At 62.4% G+C, this 24080-nt stretch carries 21 protein-coding genes and 10 tRNA genes; 9 read left to right on the forward strand and 22 right to left on the reverse strand.

The window, feature by feature from the left end; all coding sequences use genetic code 11:
- The first annotated feature begins 1 nt into the window (after nucleotide 1).
- Nucleotides 2-598, forward strand: a complete 597-nt coding sequence (locus PVT67_RS11310; RefSeq protein WP_301493732.1) for an arylesterase — start codon at nucleotides 2-4, stop codon at nucleotides 596-598.
- Between the two features lie 244 nt (nucleotides 599-842).
- Here the strand turns inward: PVT67_RS11310 and PVT67_RS11315 are convergent.
- The 7 genes from PVT67_RS11315 to gltX form a co-directional block, all read right to left on the reverse strand.
- A tRNA-Ala gene (locus PVT67_RS11315) sits at nucleotides 843-918 on the reverse strand.
- 160 nt (nucleotides 919-1078) lie between these two features.
- Nucleotides 1079-1154, reverse strand: a tRNA-Glu gene (locus PVT67_RS11320).
- A gap of 123 nt (nucleotides 1155-1277) precedes the next feature.
- Nucleotides 1278-1353, reverse strand: a tRNA-Ala gene (locus tag PVT67_RS11325).
- Between the two features lie 160 nt (nucleotides 1354-1513).
- Nucleotides 1514-1589 (reverse strand) — tRNA-Glu (locus tag PVT67_RS11330).
- 187 nt (nucleotides 1590-1776) lie between these two features.
- A tRNA-Ala gene (locus PVT67_RS11335) sits at nucleotides 1777-1852 on the reverse strand.
- A 176-nt stretch (nucleotides 1853-2028) separates the two neighbouring features.
- A tRNA-Ala gene (locus PVT67_RS11340) sits at nucleotides 2029-2104 on the reverse strand.
- 78 nt (nucleotides 2105-2182) lie between these two features.
- Nucleotides 2183-3595: a glutamate--tRNA ligase gene (gene gltX, locus PVT67_RS11345; RefSeq protein WP_301493733.1), complete on the reverse strand. Its 1413-nt coding sequence runs from the start codon at nucleotides 3593-3595 to the stop codon at nucleotides 2183-2185.
- A gap of 172 nt (nucleotides 3596-3767) precedes the next feature.
- On the opposite strand from gltX, the gene PVT67_RS11350 reads away from it, so the two are divergent.
- The 4 genes from PVT67_RS11350 (at nucleotide 3768) to PVT67_RS11365 (ending at nucleotide 4355) form a co-directional block, all read left to right on the forward strand.
- Nucleotides 3768-3843, forward strand: a tRNA-Val gene (locus PVT67_RS11350).
- 76 nt (nucleotides 3844-3919) lie between these two features.
- Nucleotides 3920-3995: transfer RNA gene (locus PVT67_RS11355), tRNA-Val, on the forward strand.
- Nucleotides 3996-4128: 133 nt separating this feature from the next.
- Nucleotides 4129-4204: transfer RNA gene (locus tag PVT67_RS11360), tRNA-Val, on the forward strand.
- 75 nt (nucleotides 4205-4279) lie between these two features.
- Nucleotides 4280-4355 (forward strand) — tRNA-Val (locus PVT67_RS11365).
- Between the two features lie 468 nt (nucleotides 4356-4823).
- Here PVT67_RS11365 and PVT67_RS11370 read toward each other — a convergent pair.
- The 8 genes from PVT67_RS11370 to PVT67_RS11405 all read right to left on the reverse strand — a co-directional run bounded on the left by PVT67_RS11370 (nucleotide 4824) and on the right by PVT67_RS11405 (nucleotide 9935).
- The gene (locus PVT67_RS11370; protein WP_301493734.1) at nucleotides 4824-5114 is read right to left on the reverse strand and encodes a peptidylprolyl isomerase; all 291 of its coding nucleotides are present in this window, start codon (nucleotides 5112-5114) and stop codon (nucleotides 4824-4826) included.
- A gap of 60 nt (nucleotides 5115-5174) precedes the next feature.
- Nucleotides 5175-6845, reverse strand: coding sequence for an FMN-binding glutamate synthase family protein (locus PVT67_RS11375; RefSeq protein ID WP_301493735.1), 1671 nt, complete (start codon nucleotides 6843-6845; stop codon nucleotides 5175-5177).
- A gap of 73 nt (nucleotides 6846-6918) precedes the next feature.
- Nucleotides 6919-7230, reverse strand: a complete 312-nt coding sequence (locus tag PVT67_RS11380) for a DUF6122 family protein (protein ID WP_301493736.1) — start codon at nucleotides 7228-7230, stop codon at nucleotides 6919-6921.
- A complete protein-coding gene (locus PVT67_RS11385; protein WP_301493737.1) occupies nucleotides 7230-7700 on the reverse strand; it encodes a DUF2919 family protein in 471 nt (156 codons plus the stop codon). Before PVT67_RS11385 ends, PVT67_RS11380 begins: the two co-directional genes overlap by 1 nt.
- The gene (locus PVT67_RS11390) at nucleotides 7693-8364 is read right to left on the reverse strand and encodes a GntR family transcriptional regulator (protein WP_301493738.1); all 672 of its coding nucleotides are present in this window, start codon (nucleotides 8362-8364) and stop codon (nucleotides 7693-7695) included. The genes PVT67_RS11385 and PVT67_RS11390 overlap by 8 nt, the downstream gene beginning before the upstream one ends.
- 58 nt (nucleotides 8365-8422) lie before the next feature.
- The gene (locus tag PVT67_RS11395) at nucleotides 8423-8920 is read right to left on the reverse strand and encodes a hypothetical protein (RefSeq protein WP_301493739.1); all 498 of its coding nucleotides are present in this window, start codon (nucleotides 8918-8920) and stop codon (nucleotides 8423-8425) included.
- Entirely contained in the window at nucleotides 8917-9444 is a 528-nt protein-coding gene (locus PVT67_RS11400; protein ID WP_301493740.1) for a hypothetical protein, read from the reverse strand. The genes PVT67_RS11395 and PVT67_RS11400 overlap by 4 nt, the downstream gene beginning before the upstream one ends.
- Entirely contained in the window at nucleotides 9441-9935 is a 495-nt protein-coding gene (locus PVT67_RS11405; protein ID WP_301493741.1) for a cupin domain-containing protein, read from the reverse strand. Before PVT67_RS11405 ends, PVT67_RS11400 begins: the two co-directional genes overlap by 4 nt.
- A 154-nt stretch (nucleotides 9936-10089) precedes the next feature.
- Here PVT67_RS11405 and PVT67_RS11410 point away from each other — a divergent pair, with 154 nt between their 5' ends.
- The gene (locus PVT67_RS11410; protein WP_301493742.1) at nucleotides 10090-11196 is read left to right on the forward strand and encodes an aromatic amino acid transport family protein; all 1107 of its coding nucleotides are present in this window, start codon (nucleotides 10090-10092) and stop codon (nucleotides 11194-11196) included.
- A 46-nt stretch (nucleotides 11197-11242) separates the two neighbouring features.
- Here the strand turns inward: PVT67_RS11410 and PVT67_RS11415 are convergent, their stop codons facing one another.
- The 5 genes from PVT67_RS11415 to smc all read right to left on the reverse strand — a co-directional run bounded on the left by PVT67_RS11415 (nucleotide 11243) and on the right by smc (nucleotide 19016).
- Nucleotides 11243-11773, reverse strand: a complete 531-nt coding sequence (locus PVT67_RS11415; RefSeq protein ID WP_301493743.1) for a GNAT family N-acetyltransferase — start codon at nucleotides 11771-11773, stop codon at nucleotides 11243-11245.
- 221 nt (nucleotides 11774-11994) lie between these two features.
- On the reverse strand, nucleotides 11995-12408 hold the full coding sequence (locus PVT67_RS11420; protein ID WP_301493744.1) for a hypothetical protein: 414 nt from the start codon (nucleotides 12406-12408) through the stop codon (nucleotides 11995-11997).
- Nucleotides 12398-14743, reverse strand: a complete 2346-nt coding sequence (ligA, locus tag PVT67_RS11425) for an NAD-dependent DNA ligase LigA (RefSeq protein ID WP_301499688.1) — start codon at nucleotides 14741-14743, stop codon at nucleotides 12398-12400. The genes PVT67_RS11420 and ligA overlap by 11 nt, the downstream gene beginning before the upstream one ends.
- 48 nt (nucleotides 14744-14791) lie before the next feature.
- Nucleotides 14792-15613 carry a cell division protein ZipA gene (gene zipA, locus PVT67_RS11430; RefSeq protein ID WP_301493745.1) on the reverse strand — a complete coding sequence of 274 codons (822 nt, stop codon included), beginning with the start codon at nucleotides 15611-15613 and terminating at the stop codon, nucleotides 14792-14794.
- A 22-nt stretch (nucleotides 15614-15635) separates the two neighbouring features.
- The gene (gene smc, locus PVT67_RS11435) at nucleotides 15636-19016 is read right to left on the reverse strand and encodes a chromosome segregation protein SMC (protein WP_336407734.1); all 3381 of its coding nucleotides are present in this window, start codon (nucleotides 19014-19016) and stop codon (nucleotides 15636-15638) included.
- A 176-nt stretch (nucleotides 19017-19192) separates the two neighbouring features.
- Here smc and cysZ point away from each other — a divergent pair, with 176 nt between their 5' ends.
- On the forward strand, nucleotides 19193-19954 hold the full coding sequence (gene cysZ / locus PVT67_RS11440) for a sulfate transporter CysZ (RefSeq protein ID WP_301493747.1): 762 nt from the start codon (nucleotides 19193-19195) through the stop codon (nucleotides 19952-19954).
- A 158-nt stretch (nucleotides 19955-20112) separates the two neighbouring features.
- Complete coding sequence (locus PVT67_RS11445) at nucleotides 20113-20283, forward strand: hypothetical protein (protein WP_301493748.1); 171 nt, start codon at nucleotides 20113-20115, stop codon at nucleotides 20281-20283.
- A 55-nt stretch (nucleotides 20284-20338) separates the two neighbouring features.
- Here the strand turns inward: PVT67_RS11445 and PVT67_RS11450 are convergent, their stop codons facing one another.
- Nucleotides 20339-21235, reverse strand: coding sequence for a LysR family transcriptional regulator (locus tag PVT67_RS11450; RefSeq protein WP_301493749.1), 897 nt, complete (start codon nucleotides 21233-21235; stop codon nucleotides 20339-20341).
- A gap of 97 nt (nucleotides 21236-21332) precedes the next feature.
- Here PVT67_RS11450 and PVT67_RS11455 point away from each other — a divergent pair, with 97 nt between their 5' ends.
- On the forward strand, nucleotides 21333-22346 hold the full coding sequence (locus PVT67_RS11455; RefSeq protein ID WP_301493750.1) for an NAD-dependent epimerase/dehydratase family protein: 1014 nt from the start codon (nucleotides 21333-21335) through the stop codon (nucleotides 22344-22346).
- A 281-nt stretch (nucleotides 22347-22627) separates the two neighbouring features.
- Here PVT67_RS11455 and PVT67_RS11460 read toward each other — a convergent pair whose 3' ends face one another.
- A complete protein-coding gene (locus PVT67_RS11460) occupies nucleotides 22628-23608 on the reverse strand; it encodes a hypothetical protein (RefSeq protein WP_301493751.1) in 981 nt (326 codons plus the stop codon).
- Nucleotides 23609-24080: the final 472 nt, after the last annotated feature.

The raw sequence follows: 24080 nt of genomic DNA on the forward strand, positions 1-24080 counted from the left end.
CATGCGAGCCCTGCTGCTGATACTGCTGCTGATAAGCCCCCTGGGCCAGGCCAAGACCCTGCTGGTGCTGGGGGATTCGCTGAGCGCCGGATACGGGCTCCAGACGGAGCAGACCTGGGTAAAGCTGTTGTCGGACAGGCTGGCCAAGGAGGCACCGGACTGGCAGCTGGTCAACGCCAGCATCAGCGGCGAGACCACGGGCGGTGCCCTGCGCCGCCTGCCCGCCATCCTCAAGGAACATCAGCCCGACCTGGTGCTCATCGAGCTGGGGGGCAACGATGGCCTGCGCGGCTACCCCCTTGGCCGCATGAAGGCCAACCTGGCGCAGTTGGTGAGCCTCAGCCGCCAGGCCGGCAGCCAGGTGCTGCTGATGGAGATCTGGCTGCCCCCCAACTACGGCCCCCGCTACCTGGACGCCTTCAAGGCCAGCTTCGGCCAGGTGGCCAAAGCCAAGGACGTGCCCCTGCTGCCCTTCTTCCTCAAGGATCTGTTCGGCAAGGACGGCATGGTCCAAGGCGACGGCCTGCACCCCACAGCCCAGGCCCAGCCGGCCCTGATGGAAAACATCTGGGCCGACCTCAAGGACCGGCTGGATTAGACGAGCCCTGACGAGAAAATGGCCGCTCTTTCGAGCGGCCTTTGTTTTTGGTGGAGCTAGGCGGGGCGAGGCTCGAAGCAGAAGCGCCGCTTCTGCGCTGCCGAGCGCGAGGCCACAGGACGGCCGAGCCGGAAGGCGGCGCCAGGGACGGCTTGTCCCAACCAACCATAAGACAGCCTCAACTGACGGTAATGCCTTAAAAAACGCAAAGAAAAAGGCCGCTCTTTCGAGCGGCCTTTGGTTTTGGTGGAGCTAGGCGGGATCGAACCGCCGACCTCTTGCATGCCATGCAAGCGCTCTCCCAGCTGAGCTATAACCCCAAATTGTGGCGTCCCTAGGGGATTACGAAATGCCTTCGGCATTTCGCCCTTCGGGCCAGCCTTTCGGCTGTTCCAAGACGCTACGCGCCTTGGTCGAACTGCAGGGTTTCTCACCCCTTGGTGACGCTACTGGAATGGCGTTCACCTCAGTTCTTCGATGTGGCGTCCCCTAGGGGATTCGAACCCCTGTTACCGCCGTGAAAGGGCGGTGTCCTAGGCCTCTAGACGAAGGGGACAAAATTTGCAGTCTGCGACGCGTTGCGTCGCGGCAAATTTTGTAAGGTGAGACTTTGCTGGTCAAAGTCGAACGGCAATTCTGCCTTTCACCTGCACTAATGCTAGGACATCAGTGACTTATTTGGTGGAGCTAGGCGGGATCGAACCGCCGACCTCTTGCATGCCATGCAAGCGCTCTCCCAGCTGAGCTATAACCCCAAATTGTGGCGTCCCCTAGGGGATCACGAAATGCCTTCGGCATTTCGCCCTTCGGGCCAGCCTTTCGGCTGTTCCAAGACGCTACGCGCCTTGGTCGAACTGCAGGGTTTCTCACCCTTGGTGACGCTACTGGAATGGCGTTCACCTCAGTTCTTCGATGTGGCGTCCCCTAGGGGATTCGAACCCCTGTTACCGCCGTGAAAGGGCGGTGTCCTAGGCCTCTAGACGAAGGGGACAAAAATCAGGCTTTGCAAAGCCTCGCTTTGCACTGATTTTTGTAAAGGCTTGGCTGAGCCAACGAAGCCATGCGGCTTCTTCCTTTACATCAATCGAGCCAAATTTTTTAAGGTGAGGTTTTGCTGGCAAAACCGAACGGCATTTCTGCCTTCACCCGCACCGATGCTAGGACATCGGTGACTTATTTGGTGGAGCTAGGCGGGATCGAACCGCCGACCTCTTGCATGCCATGCAAGCGCTCTCCCAGCTGAGCTATAGCCCCGAAACTACCGTATCGAACCTGCTGTGCTGGTGCAGGCCAAATTGTCGCTCTTTTCAGAGCTGGTCACCGCTTACAAGCCATGACCACTGTTTGGTGGAGCCAGGCGGAATCGAACGGGGCAACCTTTGTCGCCGACCTCTTTTCCGATATATCCTACACCATCAAACACTTGAATTTGGTGGAGCTAGGCGGGATCGAACCGCCGACCTCTTGCATGCCATGCAAGCGCTCTCCCAGCTGAGCTATAGCCCCTGAATCAGGGGAGCCGCGCTCCCCTTCAGTGCGAGGCGCATTCTATGCAGCCCCCTTTTTCCTGTCAACCGGCTTTTCTCAGTCTGCGGCGCGTTTGACGATAAAATCAACGGCTTGGTCCAGGCGGGCCAGGCTGCGCTCTTTGCCGATGAGGTGCAGGGTCAGGTCCAAGGAGGGGGATTGGCCGGCACCGGTGACGGCGACGCGCAGCGGCATGCCCACCTTGCCCATGCCCACTTCCAGCTCGTCGGCGGTGGCCTGGATGGCGTTGTGGATGGCTTCGACTGTCCAGTCGGCCAGCTCCGCCAGCTTCTTCTGCACCAGTTGCAGCGGCTCCTGGGCGACGGGGCGCAGGTGCTTCTTGGCAGCCCCTTCTTCGAAGTCGCTGAAGTCCTCATAGAAGTAGCGACTCTGGGCGGCCAGCTCGCGCAGGGTATTGACCCGCTCGCCCATGACCCCCACCAGGGCTTCCAGGCTGGGACCTTTGCTGGTGTCGAGCTGCTGGTCGGCCATATGCCATTCGAGGTGCTTGGCTACCTCTTCAGCCGGCAGGGTGCGGATGTAGTGGTTGTTCAGCCAGTTCAGCTTCTCGGTGTTGAAGGCGCTGGCGGCCTTGTTGACGGCTTCCAGGGTGAACAGCTCGATCATCTCGGGCATGCTGAACACCTCCTGGTCACCGTGGGACCAGCCCAGGCGCACCAGGTAATTGAGCAGGGCCTCGGGCAGGTAGCCTTCGTCGCGGTACTGCATCACGGACACGGCGCCGTGGCGCTTGGACAGCTTCTTGCCGTCGTCGCCCAGGATCATGGAGACGTGGGCATAGAGGGGCACGGGGGCACCCAGGGCCTTAAGGATGTTGATCTGGCGCGGGGTGTTGTTGATGTGGTCTTCACCGCGCACCACGTGGGTGATGCCCATGTCCCAGTCGTCCACCACCACACAGAAGTTGTAGGTGGGGCTGCCGTCGGTGCGCTGGATGATGAGGTCGTCCAGTTCCTTGTTGCCTATTTCGATGGGGCCGCGGATCTGGTCGTCGAAGATGACACTGCCCTCTTCCGGGTTCTTGAAGCGGATGACATAAGGCGCGTCGGCGGCATGCTCTGTGTTGCCGTGGCGGCACTTGCCGTCATAACGGGGCTTCTCACCCTTGGCCATCTGCTCTTCGCGCATGGCGTCCAGGCGCTCTATGGAGCAGTAGCATTTGTAGGCGGTGCCCGCTTCCAGCATCTGGGCGACCACGTCGCGGTAACGGTCAAAACGCTTGGTCTGGTAGTAAGGACCTTCGTCCCAGCCCAGCTCCAGCCAGTTCATGCCGTCGAGGATGGCCTCGATGGCCTCCGGGGTGGAACGCTCGAGATCGGTGTCTTCGATACGCAGCACGAACTCGCCCTGGTTGTGGCGGGCAAAGAGCCAGGAATAGAGGGCGGTGCGGGCACCACCGACGTGCAGGTAACCTGTGGGGCTGGGGGCAAAACGGGTTTTGACTTTCATGGAAGCACTTATTAGGTTGACGGCTTGGCCTTGGGAAAGCGCCTATTCTAGCACCGGGCGGCAGCGGCTCCCAGCACCCCAAGGCGTAGAAAAAACCAGCACTCAAGCGGGGTTGCGGAAAATTGGGTTGACACTAAAAACACCCTCCCTATAATACCGCTCCACATGGCAGGGGTGATTAGCTCAGCTGGGAGAGCACCTCCCTTACAAGGAGGGGGTCACTGGTTCGAACCCGGTATCACCCACCAATTTCCTGATGATTCAGGACCTGCCAACCAAATTGAAAACGCAACGCCGACAACCCAGGGCTTTGCTATAGATTTAGGGTGATTAGCTCAGCTGGGAGAGCACCTCCCTTACAAGGAGGGGGTCACTGGTTCGAACCCGGTATCACCCACCATACAAGTTGGTTCCTGGAGCAAAGAGGGAGAGCAACTCCCGCTGTGACAAGAACCGGGGATAACGGGTCAAACCCGGTATCACCCACCATTTACAACGTAAAGCCGACAACCCAGGGCTTTACTACAGATTTAGGGTGATTAGCTCAGCTGGGAGAGCACCTCCCTTACAAGGAGGGGGTCACTGGTTCGAACCCGGTATCACCCACCATACAAATTGGTTGTCAAAACTTTTGGTAACCAGACAACGTGCCGTCACACTTCCCAGGACGCCACTACAGAATTTGGGTGATTAGCTCAGCTGGGAGAGCACCTCCCTTACAAGGAGGGGGTCACTGGTTCGAACCCGGTATCACCCACCATCTACTTAAAGGCCACCGAAAGGTGGCCTTTTTCTTTATCCGGAATACGAGCCGGGAGATGTGGCACCGCCCGCTTCTTACAAGAACCGGGCGTCACTGGTTCGAACCCGGTATCACCCACCATTTCAAAAAGGCCGCTGCAAAGCGGCCTTTTTCTTTATCCGGAATACGAGCCGGAAGGTGTGGCACCTCCCGCTTCTTACAAGAACCGGGTATCACGGTTCGAACCCGGTATCACCCACCATTTCAAAAAGGCCGCTGCAAAGCGGCCTTTTTCTTTATCCAGAATACGAGCCGGAAGGTGTGGCACCTCCCGCTTCTTACAAGAACCGGGCGTCACTGGTTCGAACCCGGCATCACCCACCATTTCAAAAAGGCCGCTATAAAGCGGCCTTTTCTGTCTACCTAGGTGGAGCCTCGATACCTCAGTGCCCTGCCCTATTGGCAAGACCTGGGCGGACGGCGTCTTTACTTGATATCGGTAGAGCGGTAGACGGTCTTGATCAGATGCCAGCCGAACTTGGTCTTGACCGGGCCCTGGACCTCGAACAGCGGCTTCTTGAACACCACGTCGTCGAAAGCCTTGACCATGTCGCCCTTGCGAAACTCCCCCAGGTCGCCGCCGCGGCGTTTGGAGGGGCAGAGGGAGTGCTGCTTGGCCAGCTTGTTGAAGTCGGCGCCCTTCTTGAGCTGCGCCAACAGCTTCTCGGCTTCTTCGCGGGTCTTGACCAGGATGTGGTAGGCACTGGCGGTGGCCATGGACAGCTCCTCTCGTTATGGGGGCGCTATTTTGACCATAGCCGGCGCCCCCGGCAAGGCCTAACTCATCACCGGCTCGCTATCCAGGCTGCGGCTGCTGCGGGCCAGGCTTTCCAGCTCGACGCTGGCCGGCTCGAAGCTGTCGCTGCGGGCCATGTGCCAGACCCTGGCGTAGAAATCTCCCTCAATGCGCTCTTGGAGCAGCTCGCCGGGCTTCAAGAAGACGTGGATCTGCGAGAAGAGCCTGACTTCGGTGCTGCTGGTGCGGCGCACCAGGTGCTTGCCCTCCAGCTGGTCCGGGTGGTCCAGGCCGGCGGCGGCCATCATCTCGGCCAGGGTATGGAGGGTGTTGTGGTGGAAATTGCGCACCCGCTCGGCCTTTTCCGGCACCACCAGGGCACGCTGGCGCAGCTTGTCCTGGGTGGCGACACCGGTCGGGCACTTGTTGGTGTGGCAGGACTGGGACTGGACACAGCCGACGGCGAACATGAAGCCCCTGGCCGAGTTGGCCCAGTCGGCGCCTATGGCCAGGACGCTGGCGATATCGAAAGCCGAGACTATCTTGCCGCTGGCGCCGATCTTTATTTTGTCGCGAAGATTGAGCCCCACCAGGGTGTTGTGGACGAACAACAGCCCTTCACGCAGCGGCACGCCGATATGGTTGGAGAATTCCAGGGGCGCCGCCCCAGTGCCCCCTTCCTTGCCGTCGACGACAATGAAGTCGGGCACTATGCCGCTCTCCAGCATGGCCTTGGCGATGCCCATGAACTCCCAGGGGTGGCCCAGGCAAAGCTTGAAGCCCACCGGCTTGCCGCCACTGAGCTCACGCAGCTGCTGGATAAAGGCCAGCAGTTCCAGCGGGGTGGAAAAGGCGCTGTGGCTGGACGGCGATATGCAGTCCTGGCCCCTGGGCACGCCCCGGGTCTCGGCGATTTCGGCCGTGACCTTGTGGGCGGGCAGGATGCCGCCGTGGCCTGGCTTGGCCCCTTGGCTGAGCTTGATCTCTATCATCTTGACCTGGGGATCCTTGGCCTGCTCGGCAAAGCGTACCGGGTCGAAATGGCCGTCCGGGGTCCGGCAGCCGAAATAGCCCGAGCCCAGCTCCCAGATGAGGTCGCCGCCGAATTCCCGGTGGTAGGGGCTGATGCTGCCCTCCCCCGTGTCGTGGGCAAAGCCGCCCAGCTTGGCGCCCTTGTTCAGGGCCCGGATGGCGTTGGCGGACAGGGCCCCGAAGCTCATGGCGGAGATATTGAAGATGGAGGCCGAATAAGGCTGGCTGCACTGGGGCCCCCCTATCTTCACCCTGAAGCCCTGGTGCTCCTGCACTGCCTTGGGGCACATGGAGTGGTTGATGAACTCGAAACCCGGCTCGTAGACGTCGATGAGGGTGCCGAAGGGTTTGGCGGAGTTCTGATCCTTGGCGCGGGCATAGACCAGGGAACGCTGGGCCCTAGAGAAAGGCAGCTTGTCGTCGTCCCCTTCCAGCAGGTACTGGCGCAGCTCGGGGCGCACGAACTCCACCAGGTAACGGATATTGCCCAGCACCGGGTAGTTGCGGCGTATGGAGTGGCGGCTCTGGATAAGGTCGTAGACCCCCAACAGGCTCAAGAGGCCGGTGAGGATGGTCAAGGACCAGAGCCAGGGGTGGTGATCCAGGAGCGGCAGGCAGATCAGGGTGACGAGGATACAGCCGACGAAGAAGGCGTAGCGGCTGAAGAGCGAGAGTTTCATGCTTCATTCCTTGGCATGGAGGCTGTGACCACCATAACACCAGAAGGCCGCAGCGGCACGAAACAGAGCGTCCCTAAACCAGCTTCAGGCAGTCCAGGCCGTCCAGGGCCATGTGGATGAGCAGCCCCACCCCGACCCAACGGGTCCGGGGCAAGAGCGCCAGCAGGGCGTAGAGGCCTATGGCCCAGGACTGGTGCAACGGGTGGAAACCGATGGAGCAGCGCAGCGGGTCGAAGACGGGCCTGGCCAGCAGGTGGTCCAGATCCACCGCCATGGTGGCCCACATCACCAGGGTGGCCTTGCGCCACTGGGGCCGCCAGCAGGCGAGCGCCACCAGCAATGGCACCAAGAAGTGGCCAATCATGTGCAGCTGGCTGGAGAGCATCAGAAACGGGGCCTGTCGCGCCACAGCAGCGGCAGGTACTTGGAACTCAAGAGGTAGACGAGGCCCCAGCTGGTCACCGCCAATTGGATGGCCAGCCAGGGATCGTAACGGCCGTGGGTCTTGATGATGGCGGCGACGATAAGGCCGAGGTCGCCGACCAACGTCAGCTTGAGCAGCCAGCCCTGCTGGCGCCAGCACCACCAGAGCTTGTCGGAGCCGTCCACCTGGCGGTGGCCGTTGAGCCAGAGACAGAGCAGCGCCGGTAGCGCCGGCAGCAGCCAGGGCCAGGCCTTTTCAAAATCCGGCATCAGTTGCTCCAGGAAACGGCCGCCGGCCTGGCCGCCCATCAGGGAGCCGAGCCAGATGATGGGGTAACGCATCAGCCACCAGAGCAGCACCCAGAGCGGCCGCGGCATCGACAGCAGGCCCTTGGCGTCCAGTTGGCTGGGATGAAATTCCAGCTTAGGCATGACGCCCGGCCAGGATCATGTTGAGCACGTCCTGCTTGGCGTCACAGATATGGGCCTTGAGCCGTTCCACGGCTTCATCGATACGCTTGTCGCGGCAGCAGGCCAGCAGCGCCTCGTGCTCCCCTTCGGCGCGCTGCACGCCGCCGTCCAGCAGCAGATGCAGCCGCACGTAGCGGTCGGCGTGAGTATTAAGGGTCTGTACCAGCTCCAGGGTGCGGGGCCTGTTGGCGCCGGCGTAGAGGCTCAGGTGGAACTGGCGGTTGAGGCCGGCCCAATCCTGGATGGAACCCTGCTTGAGGGCGGCATCCATCTGCAGCAGGTAGCCCTGGGAATGGTGCAGATCCAGGGCCGTGAGGTTGGGGATGGAGCGGGTCAGGAGGTCGGGTTCGAGCAGCAGGCGGATATCGAACAGCTCTTCGGCCTGCTCTACCGACAAAGGCGTGACCCTGGCACCCTTGTGGGCCTCGAAGTCGATAAGGCCTTCGGCCTCCAGCTGCATCAGGGCCTCGCGCACCGGGATACGGCTGACGTTGAGGCTCTCGGCCAGCAGGTTCTGGCGTAGCGGCTCGCCGGCCTTGAGTTCGCCGGAGAGGATGCGGTCGCGCAGGCTGTCCAGCACGTAGGAGGTACGGGTCTTATGGACGACGGGGGCTTTCTGGGTCATGGATACCGGTGACTGACGACGGATTGGCCGCAGTATATGCGGCCCCCGCCCGCCAAGGCTAGCGGCCTTTCAGGGTGGCGCGAAAATCCAGGCGTTTACGGGTATCGATGAAGTAGTAAAGGCCCATCACCACCGCCAGGACCAGGGGCGGCATGGGGGACGGCAGCACCCTGGGCGGGAAGCCCTGGGCTATGACGTTGAACAGCAGCATGAAGAGCGCCGCCATGGCGAAGAAGCCAAAGCCGCAGAAAAGGCCGTTCTGCAAGGCCAGTTGGGCAGGCTGTTCGTCCTCGGCTAGGGGAGCTTCGGTCAGGGCCTCGCCATCCACCGCCACCGCCAGCTGGCCGTCCTGGACTGTCACCTCGATAAGGCCAAGGCGCCCTTCCGGCACCGCCAAGGCACAGAGCCGGTGCAGCTTGAGGGTGCGGAACAGCAGGGATCTGTCCCGCTCCTCGCCGTCCACCAGCAGCCTGACTTCGCCGAGCATCAGCCTCGGCAGCAGCTGCACTTCCAGCTTGTGGGTCCGCCATTCTCCTTGCCAGGTTGCAACTTTCATTGTTTCTTCTTGGGGGTCCAGGGAGTGATGAGTCGGATTTTACTGTGTTTTTCCGGGATGGCGATGCCCGGTTGCAGGCCAGGGAAGTAATCGTAGATCTGCTGGGGGAAATCCACCCCGGCGCCGTCGATGAAATGCCAGTCCGGCGACGCCTTGGGCCGCACTGCGATGAGGTAGCTGTCCTCTTCGATGATCTGGCTGGCGTTCTCATAGCGGCTGTGGGTCAGCACGAAGGTCAGCCAGTCGTCCCCGGCGGGGTAGAACTGCGTGGGCTTGTCGAGGCGGTAGTCGGTCTGCTTCATGCCGCTGCGGGTCAGCTCCAGCAATGCCTTCTGGGCATTGACCAGGGCCGCGTCCTCACCGCCCTGGGCATGGATGGCCTTGGGGTGGGTCAGGGCCACCAAGGTCTTGTAGTCGCCATTCAGGGTAGCGGTCCTCAGCCTGTCCAAGGCGGGGCCCAGCTCGTCGAAGCGGGCCATGGCCGGCGCGGCCAGGAAGCAAAGGCAGAGCAGCAGTTTTTTCATTCTCCGTCCCAATAGTTGAGGCCCTGGCCTTGGCGGCCGAAGATGGCGAAGGTCCTGTCCTGGCTGTCACCGCCCGGGGCTGAGCCTGCGATGACGCCGTATTTGTTGGAGTCGGGGTAGAGCATCACGTCCGGCTCCTTCATGGTGGATACCGCCAGGTAGACCAGCTCACGGCTGCCGCTGTTCACTATCTGGTGGGCCTGGTCGGGCCCGGCCGGGCAGGCCACGAAGTCCCCGGCCTGCAAGGGGTGGCTGTCCTCCCCCATCAGCAGGGTGCCGGTGCCTTCGAGGATGAAGAACATCTCTTCGTTGTTGAGATGGGCATGGCGGGGCCAGGCCTTCTTGCCGGGCTGAACCCGCACCACCCGGTAGCCCAGCTCCTTGGCGCCGATGGCACCGGCCACCGAAGCCACCCTGGCGAAATACTGATCGCCGTGGCTGTGGCTGCGGTAGGTCAGCTTCTGGATATTGATAACGGGACTGTCGGCCATGCTTGACCCCGCTCTTTGGGTCTTTTAAGTTGAGCCCCATTCTAACAACGAAGCCCGGCAAATTAACAACAGCATCACAAGCCGAGGCGCCGTCAGCAGCAGTAAAGACTGGCGGGAAGGCCAAGCCCCTCCCGATCCAGCAGTCGAGGATCGGATGAACAAGACCCTGGGCTCAGCCCTTATCGTGGCCGGTACCACCATTGGCGCCGGCATGCTCGCCCTACCGCTCGCCACCGCCAAACTGGGCTTCGGCCTCAGCACGGCCCTCCTTATCGTCTTCGCCCTCTTGGCCGTCAAGGCCGCCTGGATGATGGTGGACCACTGCATCGCCCTCGACGGCCCCGCTTCCCTGGACGCCCTCGGCCGGAGCGCCTTCGGCCCCCTGGGCAGGCTGGTTGTCGCCATCAGCATGGGCTTTCTCTACTACTCGCTGATGGCCGCCTATGTGTCCGGCAGTGCCAGCCTGCTGGCGGCCAGCACCGGTATCAGCCAGGGGGCGGCGGCGCTGCTGGCCAGCCTGGCGGTGGCGGCCCTGGTGACGCTGTCGGTGCGGGTGGTGGACATCAGCAACCGGCTGCTGTTCAGCCTCAAGATGGTGGCGCTGACCCTGGTGGTGGCCGGGCTGCTGCCCGGCATCAGCCTCCATAATCTCCAGGGTGACAGCGCCCTGCCTCTGGCGTCCCTGCCCATCATCTACACCGCCTTCGGCTACCACGGCTCCATCCCGACCCTGGTCAATTACCTGGAGAAGGACCGCAAGGCCCTGCGCCAGGCCATCGCCGGCGGCACCCTGCTGCCCCTGGCCCTCTACCTGATTTGGCAACTGGTGGTGCTGGGCAGCCTGGACCAGCAGGCCCTGGTCCAGACCGACGGCGCCCTGGAAAAGCTGGTGTCCGCCCTCACCGGCGGCCAGGGCGGCTGGCTCAGCCAGTGCATCCACCTCTTTGCCGACCTGGCCCTGGCCACCTCCTTCCTAGGGGTCGCCGTGGGCATGTTCGACTTCCTGGCGGCCCTCTTTAACCGCCGCTTCACCCTGGCCGGCCGCGGCCAGACGGCGCTGCTGACCTTCATCCCACCGCTCGCCATCGCCCTCTACTTCCCCGGCGCCTTCATCAGCGCCCTGGGCTTTGCCGCCCTGGCCCTGGCCATGGTTGCCCTGGTGCTGCCGGCCCTGCTCAGCCACCAGCAAAAAAGGCACCTCGAAGGTGCCCTGATGCTGGGGGTGGCGCTGCTGGTGACGGTGGCGCAGCTGGCGGGATAAGAAAAGGCGGCCTCTGGGCCGCCTTCTTTTTTACCTGCCAGGAGCCTTAGATGGCCTTGTTCAGCAGGCGGTGCAGACGGATCTGCTTGAGCTCGGTGCCGTCGCGTTCATCGATGCGGTGGCAGCCGTCCTCCTTGAAACCGTGTTTGAGCCAGAAGCGGATCCCGGCCTGGTTGTTCTCCAGCACCCAGAGGTTCAAGGACACGAAGCCCTGTTCACGTAGCGGCGGCAATGCCTTGTCCAGCAGCTGGCTGCCGAGGCCGCCGCCCACCAGTTCCGGGTCCAGGTAGAGGGCCCGCAGTTCCGCCGTGGTGCGGCGTGACACGTCGGGGTCACGGGAGCGGCCCGTGTTGACGAAGCCCAGCAGGCGGCCGTCGTCTTCCACCAGCCAGGTCTGGCTCTGGGGCTGGCGCAGCAGGCTTTCCACCAGGCCGATACGCCCTGCCACATTCAGCTTCTCCAGGAAGCTGGCCGGCAGGAATTGCCGATAACTCTGCTGCCAGGCCCGCACCAGGAGGTCAGCGATGGCGGGGGCATCCTCCAGATGGGCTTGGCGAAACTGCGGCAGTACGGGCAAGGTATTGGTCTCGAAAAGGGATCTACCCCGAAATTAGCAAATGCCGGTGGCTCTGGGCAATCCCCTCACCTCCCTGAATTTGTACCAGATGGTCGCGGCGCCCCATTCGGCGGCCTTTGCCGCTGGTCTGATGGGTTAGCCGCCGGCAATCAGCCTGGTCAAGGGTTAACCAAGTCCGGCAGCACCAGCCAATAAGAAAGCCGCCCCTGGGGCGGCTTTCTTCAGGCCTTGAAGGCGTCCTTATGCCTTTTCCAGCGCAGCCAGAGCCAGGTCCAGAGCGGCAGGGTCACCAGCTCCACCGCCGGCTCCAGCAGGTAGCCGAGCAAACTGTGCTGGGCGGCCCAGTCCGGCCAGAGGAAGAGCACGGGCCTGGGTATGGCCACCAGCAGCGCCATGAACAGCGGCATCTGCTTCTCGAAACGCACCACCAGGTAGCCGAACAGGGCCCCCACCGGCTGCAGCAACAGTGCCACCAGCAGCAGGCTGAAGGGCTGGCCCTGGTTATCCCAGAACCAGTCCAGCGGCATCTTGGTCAGCAGCCAGCCGACCAGGGTGATGGCCAGCACCAGGAATTGCTCGTAGAAGAGCACCAGCAGCAAGAGGGTCAGGAAGCGGACCAGCCATTTATTGAGCATCGGTCACCCCCTGTTCGCGCAGGAAGGCCATCAAGGCGTTGTCGTCCCAGACAGCGACCCCCAGGCTTTCGGCCTTGGCCAGCTTGGAGCCGGCCTTCTCGCCGGCCACCAGCACGTCTGTGTTCTTGGACACCGAGCCCGCCACCTTGGCCCCCAGGGCTTCCAAGTGCGCCTTGGCCTCATCACGGGACAGCACCGACAGGGTGCCGGTGATGACAAAGGTCTGGCCGGACAGGGGCAGGCCGCCCTCCTCCACCAGTTCCCTCTCAGAGGTCCAGTGCACCTCGAGCGCCAGCAGGCGCCGCTCTATCTCCAGGGCGTGGTCGCGGTTGGCGGCGTCGGCAAAGAAGCTGAAGAGGCCCTTGGCCGCGGCCTTGGTGCCCCCCAGGGCGTTGAAGAGATCCTGCTCGTCCTCGGCCGTTTTGATGAGCTGCTCCAGGCTTTCGAATCGGGCGGCGGCCTTTTCCGCCGCCCCCGGGCCCACGCCGACGATATCCAGCTTGTTGATGAAGTCGGCAAAGCTCAGGGGCGCCAGGGCCACCTTGGCATCCGGCTCGCCAAAATTAAGGCCCTGGCTGCGCAGCCCGTCCACCACCCGCCAGTTGTTGGCTTCAACGAAGAACTCGCTGATGTGGAAGGCCACTTCCCGGCCCACGTCCGGGATGCTGGTCAAGAGTTCCAGGGGCGCCAGGCGGATGTTGTCGACATTGCCCATCTTGGCGGCCACCAGCTTGGCGGTCTCCTCCCCCACTTCGGGGATGCCGAGGCCGTAGAGCACCCGGGCGAAGGGGGTGGCCTTGCTACGCAATATGGCGGCGCGCAGCTTGTCGGTGGACAGCTCGGCGAAGCCTTCCAGCCCCAGGATGGCCTCGCGGCTCAGGGTGAAGATATCCACGGGGCTTGCCACCAGGCCGGCGTCCACCAGTTTTTCCACCACCACGTCCCCGAGGCCCTCGATGTCCAGGGCCTTGCGGGAGGCGAAATGGATAAGGGCCTGCTTGAGCTGGGCCGAGCAGGTCAGGCGGCCTGAGCAGCGGTAGGCGGTGCCTTCGCGCTCTATGACGCGGGTCTTGAGGTGGGTCTTCAAGGTTTCCCGCTCCACATGGGCGCCGCAGACGGGGCAGCGGGCCGGGAACTGGATGTCGCGGGCATCCAAGGGGCGGCGCTCTTCCACCACCGACACCACCTGGGGTATGACGTCGCCGGCGCGGCGGATGATGACGGTGTCACCAATCTTGACCCCGAGGCGCGCTATCTCGTCGGCGTTGTGCAGGGTGGCGTTGGACACGGTGACGCCGCCGACGAACACGGGTTTGAGCTTGGCGACCGGGGTGATGGCGCCGGTGCGGCCCACCTGGAACTCCACGTCTTCGAGGACGGTGAGTTCTTCCTGGGCCGGGTATTTCCAGGCGATGGCCCAGCGCGGCGCCCGGGAGACGAAGCCCAGTTCGTCCTGGTCGGCGACGGCGTCCACCTTGATGACGGCGCCGTCGATGTCGAAATCGAGATCGTTGCGCTTGGCCAGCAGCTGGGCATGGTAGGCCTCGACCTCTGCCAGGCTGGTGCGCTGCTGCACCTCCTGGGAAACCGGCAGGCCCAGGGTTTTGAGCCACTGCAGGCGGCCAAACTGGCTGGCCGGCAGCGCGGCCCCTTCCACCACCCCCAGGCCATAGGCGTAGAAAGCCAGGGGCCGCTTGGCGGTAATGCGCGAGTCGAGCTGGCGCAGGGAGCCGGCGGCGGCGTTGCGGGGGTTCGCGAACAGCTTGTCGCCTGTTTCCAACGCCTTCTGGTTCATGGCCTCGAAACCGGATTTGGACATGAAGACTTCGCCCCGCACTTCCAGGCGGGCCGGGAAGTCGCCCCGCAGCTTCAAGGGTATGGCCCGCACCGTGCGCACGTTCTGGGTGATGTCCTCGCCGGTGCTGCCGTCGCCGCGGGTGGCGCCCCGCACCAGGACGCCGTTTTCATAGAGGAGGCTCACCGCCAGGCCGTCCAGCTTGGGCTCGCAGCACCAGGCGGCGGCCCGGCCCAGGCCCTTTTCCACCCGCTCGGCAAAGGCCTGGAACTCGTCCGGGGTCATGGCGTTGCCCAAGGAAAGCATGGGCACCTCGTGGGCCACCTCGCCGAAGGCGCTGGCCGGCCTGGCCCCGACCCGCTGGGTGGGGGACTCGGGGGTGACCAGATCCGGGTGGGCCTCTTCGAGGGCCTGCAGCTCACGGAGCAGGCGGTCGTATTCGGCGTCGGGGATGCTGGGAGCATCCTCCACGTAGTAGCGGTAGTTGTGCTCGTCGATTTGGCGGCGAAGCTGCTCTAGCTGGTTCTGGATGTCGCTCATGGTTCTCATGCTGAAAAGAAAAAGGCCCGGCACTGCCGGGCCTTGCAATCAATGGCCGCCGGCCGCCAGCAACTGGCGCCGCGTGAATTCCCGAATTTGCCCCTGGTAGTGCTGCACCGTCTGCTGGGTAACCAGGTTGCGATCGCCGTCCAGCACCTGGCAGCCGAATTCTTCGGCCAGCTTCTGGGCGGCGGAGAGCATCATGGCGAAGGCCTTCATGGCGTCACCCTCGTTGGGCAGGGTCATGAACAGGGCCAGGCCCTTGGTGCTGAACTGCTCCATGTTGTCCAAATCGAAGGTGCCGGGGTTGACCATGTTGGCCAGGCTGAACAGCACAGGGCCGCGGCCGGAGGGCTCCAGGTGGCGGTGGAAGATGTCCATCTCACCGAATTTCAGGCCCAGGGTCAGCAGCAGCGGCAGCAGCTCGGCCCCTTCGACGGGCTCTTCTTCCCTGGCCACCACGTGCAGCACCAGCACCTGCTGGGGCGCGGGGGCCTCTTGCTGGGGGGCCGGCTCGGGTTCGATGTCTTCGGCCACCGCCTGCAGGCTCGGCAGCTCGGGTTCGGCAGCTTGTGCCGGGACTTCCTCGGCCACGGCAGCCGCAGCGGGAGCTGCTGCAGGGGCGGCTTGTGCAGACTCGGCCAGGTTCAGGTCCATCTGCTCCATCTTGGGCTCCTGGCGCTTGCGGGCCACCACCCGCACCTCGCCGATGCCGTCGTCGTCAAAGCCCTTATCGTCCTTGACCTTGGGCATGGGCTTGATGGCCTTGGTCTTCATCTTGGCCTGGCCCTGGCGGCGAATGGTCCTAAGGCCATGGGCGAAAATGCCGACTATGACCACTATCCCTAAAACCAGTAGTGCGATATCCATCTAGGCTTCCTGTCTCGTTTTTTTAGCCTGCTTCCGCCAATGCGACGGCTTCTTCAATGTCCACGGCGACGATGCGCGACACCCCGGGTTCATGCATGGTGACACCCGTGAGTTGGTCCGCCATCTCCATGGCCACCTTGTTGTGACTGATGTAAATAAACTGGACGCTATCTGACATTTCCCTGACCAGGCGGCAATAACGCTCGACATTGGCATCGTCCAACGGTGCGTCCACCTCGTCCAGCATACAAAAAGGTGCCGGATTGAGCCGGAAAATGGCGAACACCAATGATAAGGCGGTCAGCGCCTTTTCACCACCGGAGAGGAGGTGGATAGTGGCGTTTCGTTTACCCGGGGGCCTGGCCATGATGGTGACGCCGGTATCCAGCAGATCGTCGCCGGTCAGCTCCAGGTAGGCGCTGCCGCCGCCGAATACTTTGGGGAAGAGCCGCTGCAAGTCGGCGTTGACCACCTCGAAGGTGTCCTTGAACTTGGCGCGGGTCTCCCGGTCAATCTTGCGGATGGCGTTTTCCAGGGTCTCCAGGGCCTCATTGAGGTCGTCGTGCTGGGCGTCCAGATACTGTTTGCGCTCGGCCTGCTGCTCGAATTCCTCGATGGCTGCCAGGTTGATGGCGCCGAGGCGGGCCACGGCATTGACCAGCCTGTCGATTTCCTTGGCCAGGGTCTCTTCGTCCTGGTCACCGAGGCTGGCCAGCACCTGGTCGAGATCCTGCTCCAGCTCATCCAGTTGTTCACGGGCGCCGTCGGCCCTGACCTTGTTGCCCTCTATCTCGACCTTGCGCCTGTCTATCTCCCCTTGCAGGGCCTGGACCTTGGTAAAGGCGGCGGCCTGGCCGTCTTCCAGCAGCACCAGCCGCTCGTCCAGTTCGGCCAGCTCGCCGTTGAGGCGGCCAAGGAGCTCTTCCACCTCCCGGTGTTCGGCCAGCCACAGGGCCAGCTGCTCCTGCTGCTCGCAGCCCGGCTCTTCGAGGAGCTGCTGTTCTTCGCGCAGCGCCTCCATCTGCTCAGTGACTTCCTCCACCTGGGCCGCCGCCCGCTGGCTCGATTCCAGCAGGCCCTGGCGCCGGGACTTGAGGGTCTCGAGGCGGATCTGCAGCTGCTGGCTTTCACCGCGCAGCTGTTCCTCCAGGGCCCTGGCCTCTGCAAGTTCGGGCTCCAGATCAGGGTGGGCGTCGTCGCCGTCCTGGCCCTGCTCGGCTTCTTCTTCGAGCATCAGCCGCTCTTCCATCAGCTCCTGGCGCTCCAGGCGCTGGGCCTCCAGGGCCTCGGTGAGCAGGGCTTTCTCGGCCTGGCGGGCCCTGGCCTGGGCCTCGAGGTCGCCGAGGCGGGCCTGCAAGATGGCGAGCTGCTGGCGGGCCTCCTGGTTGCCCTGCTGGGCGCCCTGCTCTGCCAGCAGCAGCGTTTCAAGCTCCACTTCCCCGGCCTGGACGGCCGCTTCGGCGCCCTCAAGGCCGGCTTCGGCGCCGGCCAGGGCTTCTTCCAGGGCAGGCAGGCCCGCTTCCAGGGCCTCGAGGTCGGCCACCAGGCTAAGCCCCTGGCCCTGGCCCGGGGCCGTGGCCAGGAAGGCCGGGCCCAGCCAGAAGCCGTCGGCGCAGACAACCGATTCGTCGGCCGCCAGCTCGGCGCGCAAGGCCAGGGCAGCGGCGCGGTCAGGGGCGGTGCGGACCTTGTCGAGCCAGGGCAGCGGCACCGGGCTCTGCACCTGGGCCCCGAGGCTGCCGGGCTTCGGCTGGTGCTGGCCGGGGCGCAGCAAGAGGGCGGCCTGGGTCAGTTCCACGAAGGGGCTGTCGTCACCGACGGCGGCCTGCAGCCAGGCCCCCAGCACCTGCTCCACGGCCTGGTGCCAGGGAGCCTGTACCTGGAGCCGGGACAGCAATGACGGCAAGGCGTCTAGCCCCGGCACCGCCTCCTGGCGGCTGGCCGCCACCAGGGCGCGCAGCTGCTGGATGCGGCTCAGCTGGCCGTCCAGGCCCCGCTCGGCCTGGCGCTGGGCCTCGAGCCGGGCCTTGAGCTCGTCTTTGGCACCGGTCAGGCGCTCCCGGCCGGCCTGGCTTTGAAGCCTCGCCGCTTCCCAGGCCTCGGCCGCTTCCAAGGCCAGCTCTTGCTGCTCGGCCAGGCGCTCGCGAGCCTCGAAGAGGGCTTCGTCGTCCTGGCCGGCCATGGCCGCCAGCCGTTCGCTGTCGCGCTGGATGTTGGCACCGAGGTTGTCGATGCGGGTGGCCAGCACCGAGAGGCGGGTCTGCATCTGCCCCTGGCGCTGCAGCCGGGCCGCCAGGGCCTGCTGCTGGGCGCGGTGGCGCCCTTCCAGGGCCTCGCGTTCCAGGCGCGCCTCGGCAAGCTGCTCGCGGCGTTCTTCGAATTCGGGGGCCAGCATGGCCAGCTCTTCGTCGGCCTCTTCCAGGCGCTGCTCGTCCTCGGCCAGGGTCTGGCGGGCCAGCTCCATGCGCTGGCGCAGCTTGGAGACTTGCTCCTCGAGCTGGCCGCGGCGGCCCTTGGCGTGCAGCAGGTTCTGCTCGGCGCGGGCTATCTCGGAGCCGAGGCGGTAGTAACGGCCCTGGGCCGACTCCACCTTGGCCTTGGCGTCATGCTGGGCCTCTTTGAGGGCCACCATGGCCTTCTCGTCGCCTCGGCTCTGGGCGATGAAGCGCTCCAGCTCGGTTTCGAAATGGCGGATCTCACCCATGAGCTGGGTGATGGCGTCCTGGTAGCGGCGGTAGCGCAGGGCCGCCAACTGGCCCTTGTTGGTGCGCTCCTGGGCCTTGTAGTCGCGGTAGCGCCTGGCGGCGTCGGCCTGGCGGCGCAGCTTGTCGAGCTGCTGGCCCAGCTCTTCGCGCACGTCGGTGAGGCGCTCGAGGTTGTCGCGGGTATGGCGGATGCGGTTCTCGGTTTCCTTGCGCCGCTCCTTGTACTTGGAGATGCCGGCCGCCTCTTCGATGAAGACCCGCAGTTCCTGGGGCCGCGACTCGATGAGCCGGGAGATCATGCCCTGCTCGATGATGGCGTAGGAGCGGGGGCCCAGGCCCGTACCGAGGAAGATGTCGGTGATGTCGCGGCGCCGGCAGCGGCTGCCGTTGAGGAAATACTGGGACTGGCCGTCCCGGGTCACCAGGCGCTTGACGGCAATTTCGGCGTACTGGGCCACGGGGCCCGTGGCGGTGCCGTCATGGTTGTCGAACACCAGTTCGACGCTGGCCTGGGAGACGGGCTTGCGGCCCGAGGAGCCGTTGAAGATGACGTCCGTCATGGCGTCGCCGCGCAGGTTCTTGGCGCTGGATTCACCCAGCACCCAGCGCACGGCGTCGATGATATTGGATTTGCCACAACCATTGGGCCCCACCACGGCTGTCATGGCCTTGGGGAAAGGCACAGTCGTGGGGTCCACAAAGGATTTGAATCCAGCCAGTTTGATACTTTTAAGGCGCATCCCGGGGTGGCGCTCTCGTTATGGTGGTGGCATCGGCTTGAGCTGGCAATCTAACACAGATTGTGTAACAAATCCGGGCTAGGCAGCCGCCTTTTGGTCTTTTTATACTGCCTGGCTCAATGAATGCAACGGCTATGCAAAGGAGGTCTGCCTTGGCCAACCCGGTATCTGGCGCCCAGTACCTGATGCGCGGTTTTTCCCTTATCCAGACGAAAGGCCTGAGGCGCTTCGTCTTCATCCCCCTGATGGTCAATCTGGTGCTGTTCGCCGGCGCCTTCAGCTGGTTGCTGTACCAGATGCAGGATATCGTCAACAAGGTTATGGACTGGCTGCCCAGCTGGCTCGCCTGGCTGGAATACCTGTTCTGGCCCCTGGCCGTCATTTTGGTGTTGGTAGCCTTTTCCTACGTTTTCAGCGCCATCGCCAACTGGATAGCGGCCCCCTTCAACGGCCTGCTGGCCGAGCGGGTGGAACTGCTGCTGACCGGCGAGCCGCTGCCCAACAGCGGCCTGCTGGACTTGGCCAAGGACATGCCGCGCCTCTTCGGCCGGGAATGGGCCAAGTTCAAGTACTACCTGCCGAGGGCCATCGGCTTCCTGCTGCTGTTCCTCGTCCCCGTGGTCGGCCAGACCCTGGGGGCCGTGCTCTGGTTCCTGTTCACGGCCTGGATGATGGCCATCCAGTACCTGGACTACCCCTTCGACAACCACAAGATCCCCTTCGAGGACATGAAGCTGGCCCTCAAGTACCAGCGCGGCCCCAGCTTCAGCTTCGGCATGCTGGCCACAGTGCTGGCCATGGTGCCGATCTTGAACCTCATCGTCATGCCCGTCGCCGTCTGCGGCGCCACCGCCATGTGGGTGGAGCGCTTCAGGCCGCACCTGCTGAGGCGCTGACAACCCGGCCAAGATGGCCACAAACCACACCAGGAACATTCAAAAGGATTTTTATCGTGAAGTGCTCGAAATGCGGAACTGAATCAGCCAGTTTTTTTAGCCTGATTGTCGGCAGCAACCGCAATGTAACCTGCCAGCATTGCCATGCCAGGCTGTCTTTGAGGGTCAACAACGTCCGCTTCTTCTTCATCGCATCGGCGATGGCGGCCCTCTATATCTTCTTCTTGAAGCCCTACTTCATCCGCCTGGGGATAGGCAGCGACCTGCTGATCCCCACCACCATAGCGCTGTCGATGTTTGCCTCTTGCCAGCTTAAAGAGGCGGTGTAAAAGTCTGCCATTAAACTATCCTGGCAGCGCTGCAAGGCGCTGCCAGGCTTGAGCTTCAGGCTGTTGCCGTATGGGCCTGGAGGCAGGCCACCAGGGCATCGAAGGTCGCCCGGCAACGGGGGCTGTCGCGCAAGTCCTGATGCATGGTGATCCAGGCCGGCAGCCGAAAGCTGAAGTGCTCCGCCAGAACCCGTTTGAGCGCCGCATCCCGCCTGGCCAGGGCCACCTGGCAGACGCCGATACCGGCACCAGCGCGGATCAGCGCCAGCTGGCCCAGGTCGCTGTCGGTGCGTACCGAGAAGGCATCCCGCCGCCAAAGGGGAAAGGCCTGGGTGGCGGCGCGCAGGAAGGGCGTCTGGGTATCGAAGCCGACCAAGGCATGGCCGGCCAGTTCGTCGGGCAGGGCCGGTGTGCCGTGCATCTCCAGGTAGTCGCTGCGGGCAAAGAGGCCTATCTCCACATCCCCGGCTTTGCGCGCCACCAGCGCCTCTTGCCTGGGCGCCGTCATGCGCACGGCGATGTCCGCCTCCCGCTGCAACAGATCCTGCACCTTGTTGGTGGGCACCAACTCGACCTTGAGACCGGGATGGTCCTGGCGCAGCCGGGCTATGGCGCCCGGCAACACTTCTACCCCTATCACCTCGCTGGCCGACACCCGCACCGTGCCCGTCAGGCCCTCGCCCTGGCGGCGGCTGGCGGCGCGCTCGAGGGCGGCCGCATTGCTCTGCATGGCCTCGGCATAGCCACGCAGCGCCAGCGCCGCCTCTGTGGGCAACAACCCTGTCTGGGAGCGGGTGAAGAGGACCTGCTGGAAGGAGGCTTCCAGCGCCGAGATATGGCGCCCCACCGTCGGCTGGGTGATCCCCAGGGCCCGCGCCGCCCCGGACAAGGAGCCCTCGTTCAGCACCGCCAGAAAGGTCCGGTATTGCTCCCAGCCCATGCCGCCACCCATACAAAAATGAATATCAGAAAGCAGATATTAGCCAATTTATTTAAAGCAAAGTCAAAACCACAATGAAGGCCACTGAACTCAGATAAAGAGAATGGACATGGAAACGACTGGCGATCCCCAAGACAACAAGGCCCTGGTACTGGGCGCCACAGGCGGTATCGGCGGCGAAGTCGCCCGGCAACTGCTGGGCGCCGGCTGGGAACTGGTGGCCCTGAAACGCGGCCTGGCCGCCCCCGTGGAGCGGCGCGACGGCATCAGCTGGCTGCGTGGCGATGCCATGGAACTGGCTGACGTACTGGCAGCCGCCCGCGACTGCAGCGTCATAGTGCACGCCGTCAACCCGCCCGGCTACCGCAACTGGGGGCAGCTGGTGCTGCCCATGGTCGACAACAGCCTGGCGGCGGCCAAGGCAGAGGGCGCCACCTTGGTGTTGCCGGGCACCCTCTATAACTACGGCCCGGACGCCTTCCCAATGCTGAGCGAGGCGTCCCCCCAACACCCCCTGACCCGCAAAGGCGCCATCCGGGTCGAACTGGAGGCACGGCTGGAGGCCGCCAGCGCGCAAGGGGTACGCACTATAGTGGTGCGGGCCGGTGATTACTTCGGCCCCAATGCCGGCAACAACTGGTTCTCCCAGGGCCTGGTCAAACCCGGCCAGCCGGTGAAGGCCATACAGCTGCCGGGAGCGCCGGGGGTCGGCCACCAATGGTCCTACCTGCCCGACGTGGCCCGCACCATGGTCGAACTGCTGGCCCGCCGGGCCGAGTTGCCGCCCTTCGCCCGCTTCCACATGGCCGGCCACTGGGACGAAGACGGCACCCAGGTGGCCGCCGCCATCCACCGCGCAGTGCGGCGCCACGGCGGCCAGGCCAAGCTCAAGGCATTCCCCTGGTGGCTCACCCGCCTGCTCTCCCCCTTCATCCCCACCCTGCGCGAACTCCAGGAGATGCGCTACCTCTGGCGCCAGCCGGTGCGTATGGACAACAGTCGTTTGAAGGCTTTCCTCGGTTATGAGCCCCACACGCCGTTGGACGAGGCCGTCGAAGCCACCCTGCGAGGCCTCGGCTGCCTGCCGCCGCGGCCTGGGGTGGTTGTGTCGGTTCGGACTTGAATGGGAGGAGTCTTGGCTGATTCAGTATCCACGCTATAGAACCGATAACGAGTGCGAGGTCATACCCAGTCCGAATGCAGCTCCACCGCCAAGTAGGTGGGCCGCTTTTATTGCGGAACTAACTAAATTTTGAGGACAATAGAAAGAAAGTTCTAAGACATATCACTTCTTCATATTTTTACCAATCAAAGATATTTATTTTTTCAGCAAAGATATATTAGTTGCTCCACATTTTAATGCGTGAACTATTTTACACTCATCCGGCGCTGCTACGAACCGCATCAATTAACATCAACATTATTAATAAAGAACTCAAGGTCATCCAAGCTATTGAGTATAGAAACTCCAAACTTACTTTCCAGTTTCAGTGTATTTTTCAGCGTATGTGCAGTGGGTTTATCTGTGACATAAATATGACTATAGGGCAATGCCATTGCATGCTCTAAATCCCAGAAATCATTGACCTTTACTGTCTTTTTATCATAACGAAGAGAAGTGTTTATTTTACTTCGCATAAATAGTGAAGGAAGATTCCTGAAAAAAGATCGCCTTCCTTCACTTGTCTTTGCCGTTTTTTCATGGAAGTTTCGAATTGCGTCGAGTTCTTCAGCTTTAAAGTTCTTGATTGCAATCAACTCAGAAAGTAATAGATCAATCAAAAAGTCCATCTCTTCCTTTTCAATTAATTTACGACCTTTACCAATGTAATGCCCGTCATTTACCAAGCTGCGGAGACGGCCATAGACTTCTTTATCTAGTGTTTCCGTCATTCTCCAGAATTCATCATACTTCAACCAAATGTCTGGAGACATTGCAAGAAGCTGTGAACATAAAACATCATACTGCTCATCTGTAGCTCCGTTCTGCTCAAAACGAAGCTCCTCAGGGAAAAAATCAAACCAATGAGTCAATGCATCATATTTTTCTAGAGCACAAGAGTCATTGCTATATTTCACAAACTCTATACGGGGGAGCCTACGATAATGAATAATAGCAAATCGTTTGGATAGCCTATCAGCAAAGCGAATTCTTTTTAGTACTAAATCCTTATCCTTGTGCTTTTGGAATTCATTAATTATCGAAAAGCTCACTGGACATATAACTTTTCCATCTTCCACTTGCGATGTTAAAGTCCTCATCAACCTTTCATATCTTTTTTCCTCTAGTAGTCGATACCAATGACATAAATCAAGAAAAACTATCTTTTCTGTCTTTAACAGATTAGATTCCTTGAAGATAGCAAACTTATCTTGTAACTCCATGACATCCCTTACTCATGTAAAAATAAATGGGTCATTCGAAAGCTTACTAAAGGTAGCAACAAATCGCCTTGATTAGCCAGCCGCTCATCCAATTACGCACTGCATTCAGTCTTTCGGACGAGCACGTTAGGAAGCCAGTCCATCGGCTCACCCACTAAGGCCGGCTAGTGAGGCCAAAAAGCCCGTTAAGCGCAGCGCTGAGGCGACGGAAGCGTGAGCTGGCGCGAGGCAGGGACGTCGAGCGAACGGAATACGCGGTCGGACCCGCGTATGCAGTGGTCAGCGGCAAGCGACCAGAGGCGAAGGAGAAGCGGAGCGCAGGGCAATGGTTTTGGTTACTTTTGCCGAAACAAAAGTAACCCGCCCGCCGGTGCGGGAACCGGCGAATAAAGGCGCTTGAAGGCTCCTGCCGACTTGTAGGAAGAAGCCCTCCCCGTTTCAGTTTTTCAACTTCACCCGTCTTTTAAAGCGG

The organism is Gallaecimonas kandeliae, from assembly GCF_030450055.1.
GTDB classification, from domain to species: Bacteria; Pseudomonadota; Gammaproteobacteria; order Enterobacterales; family Gallaecimonadaceae; genus Gallaecimonas; species Gallaecimonas kandeliae.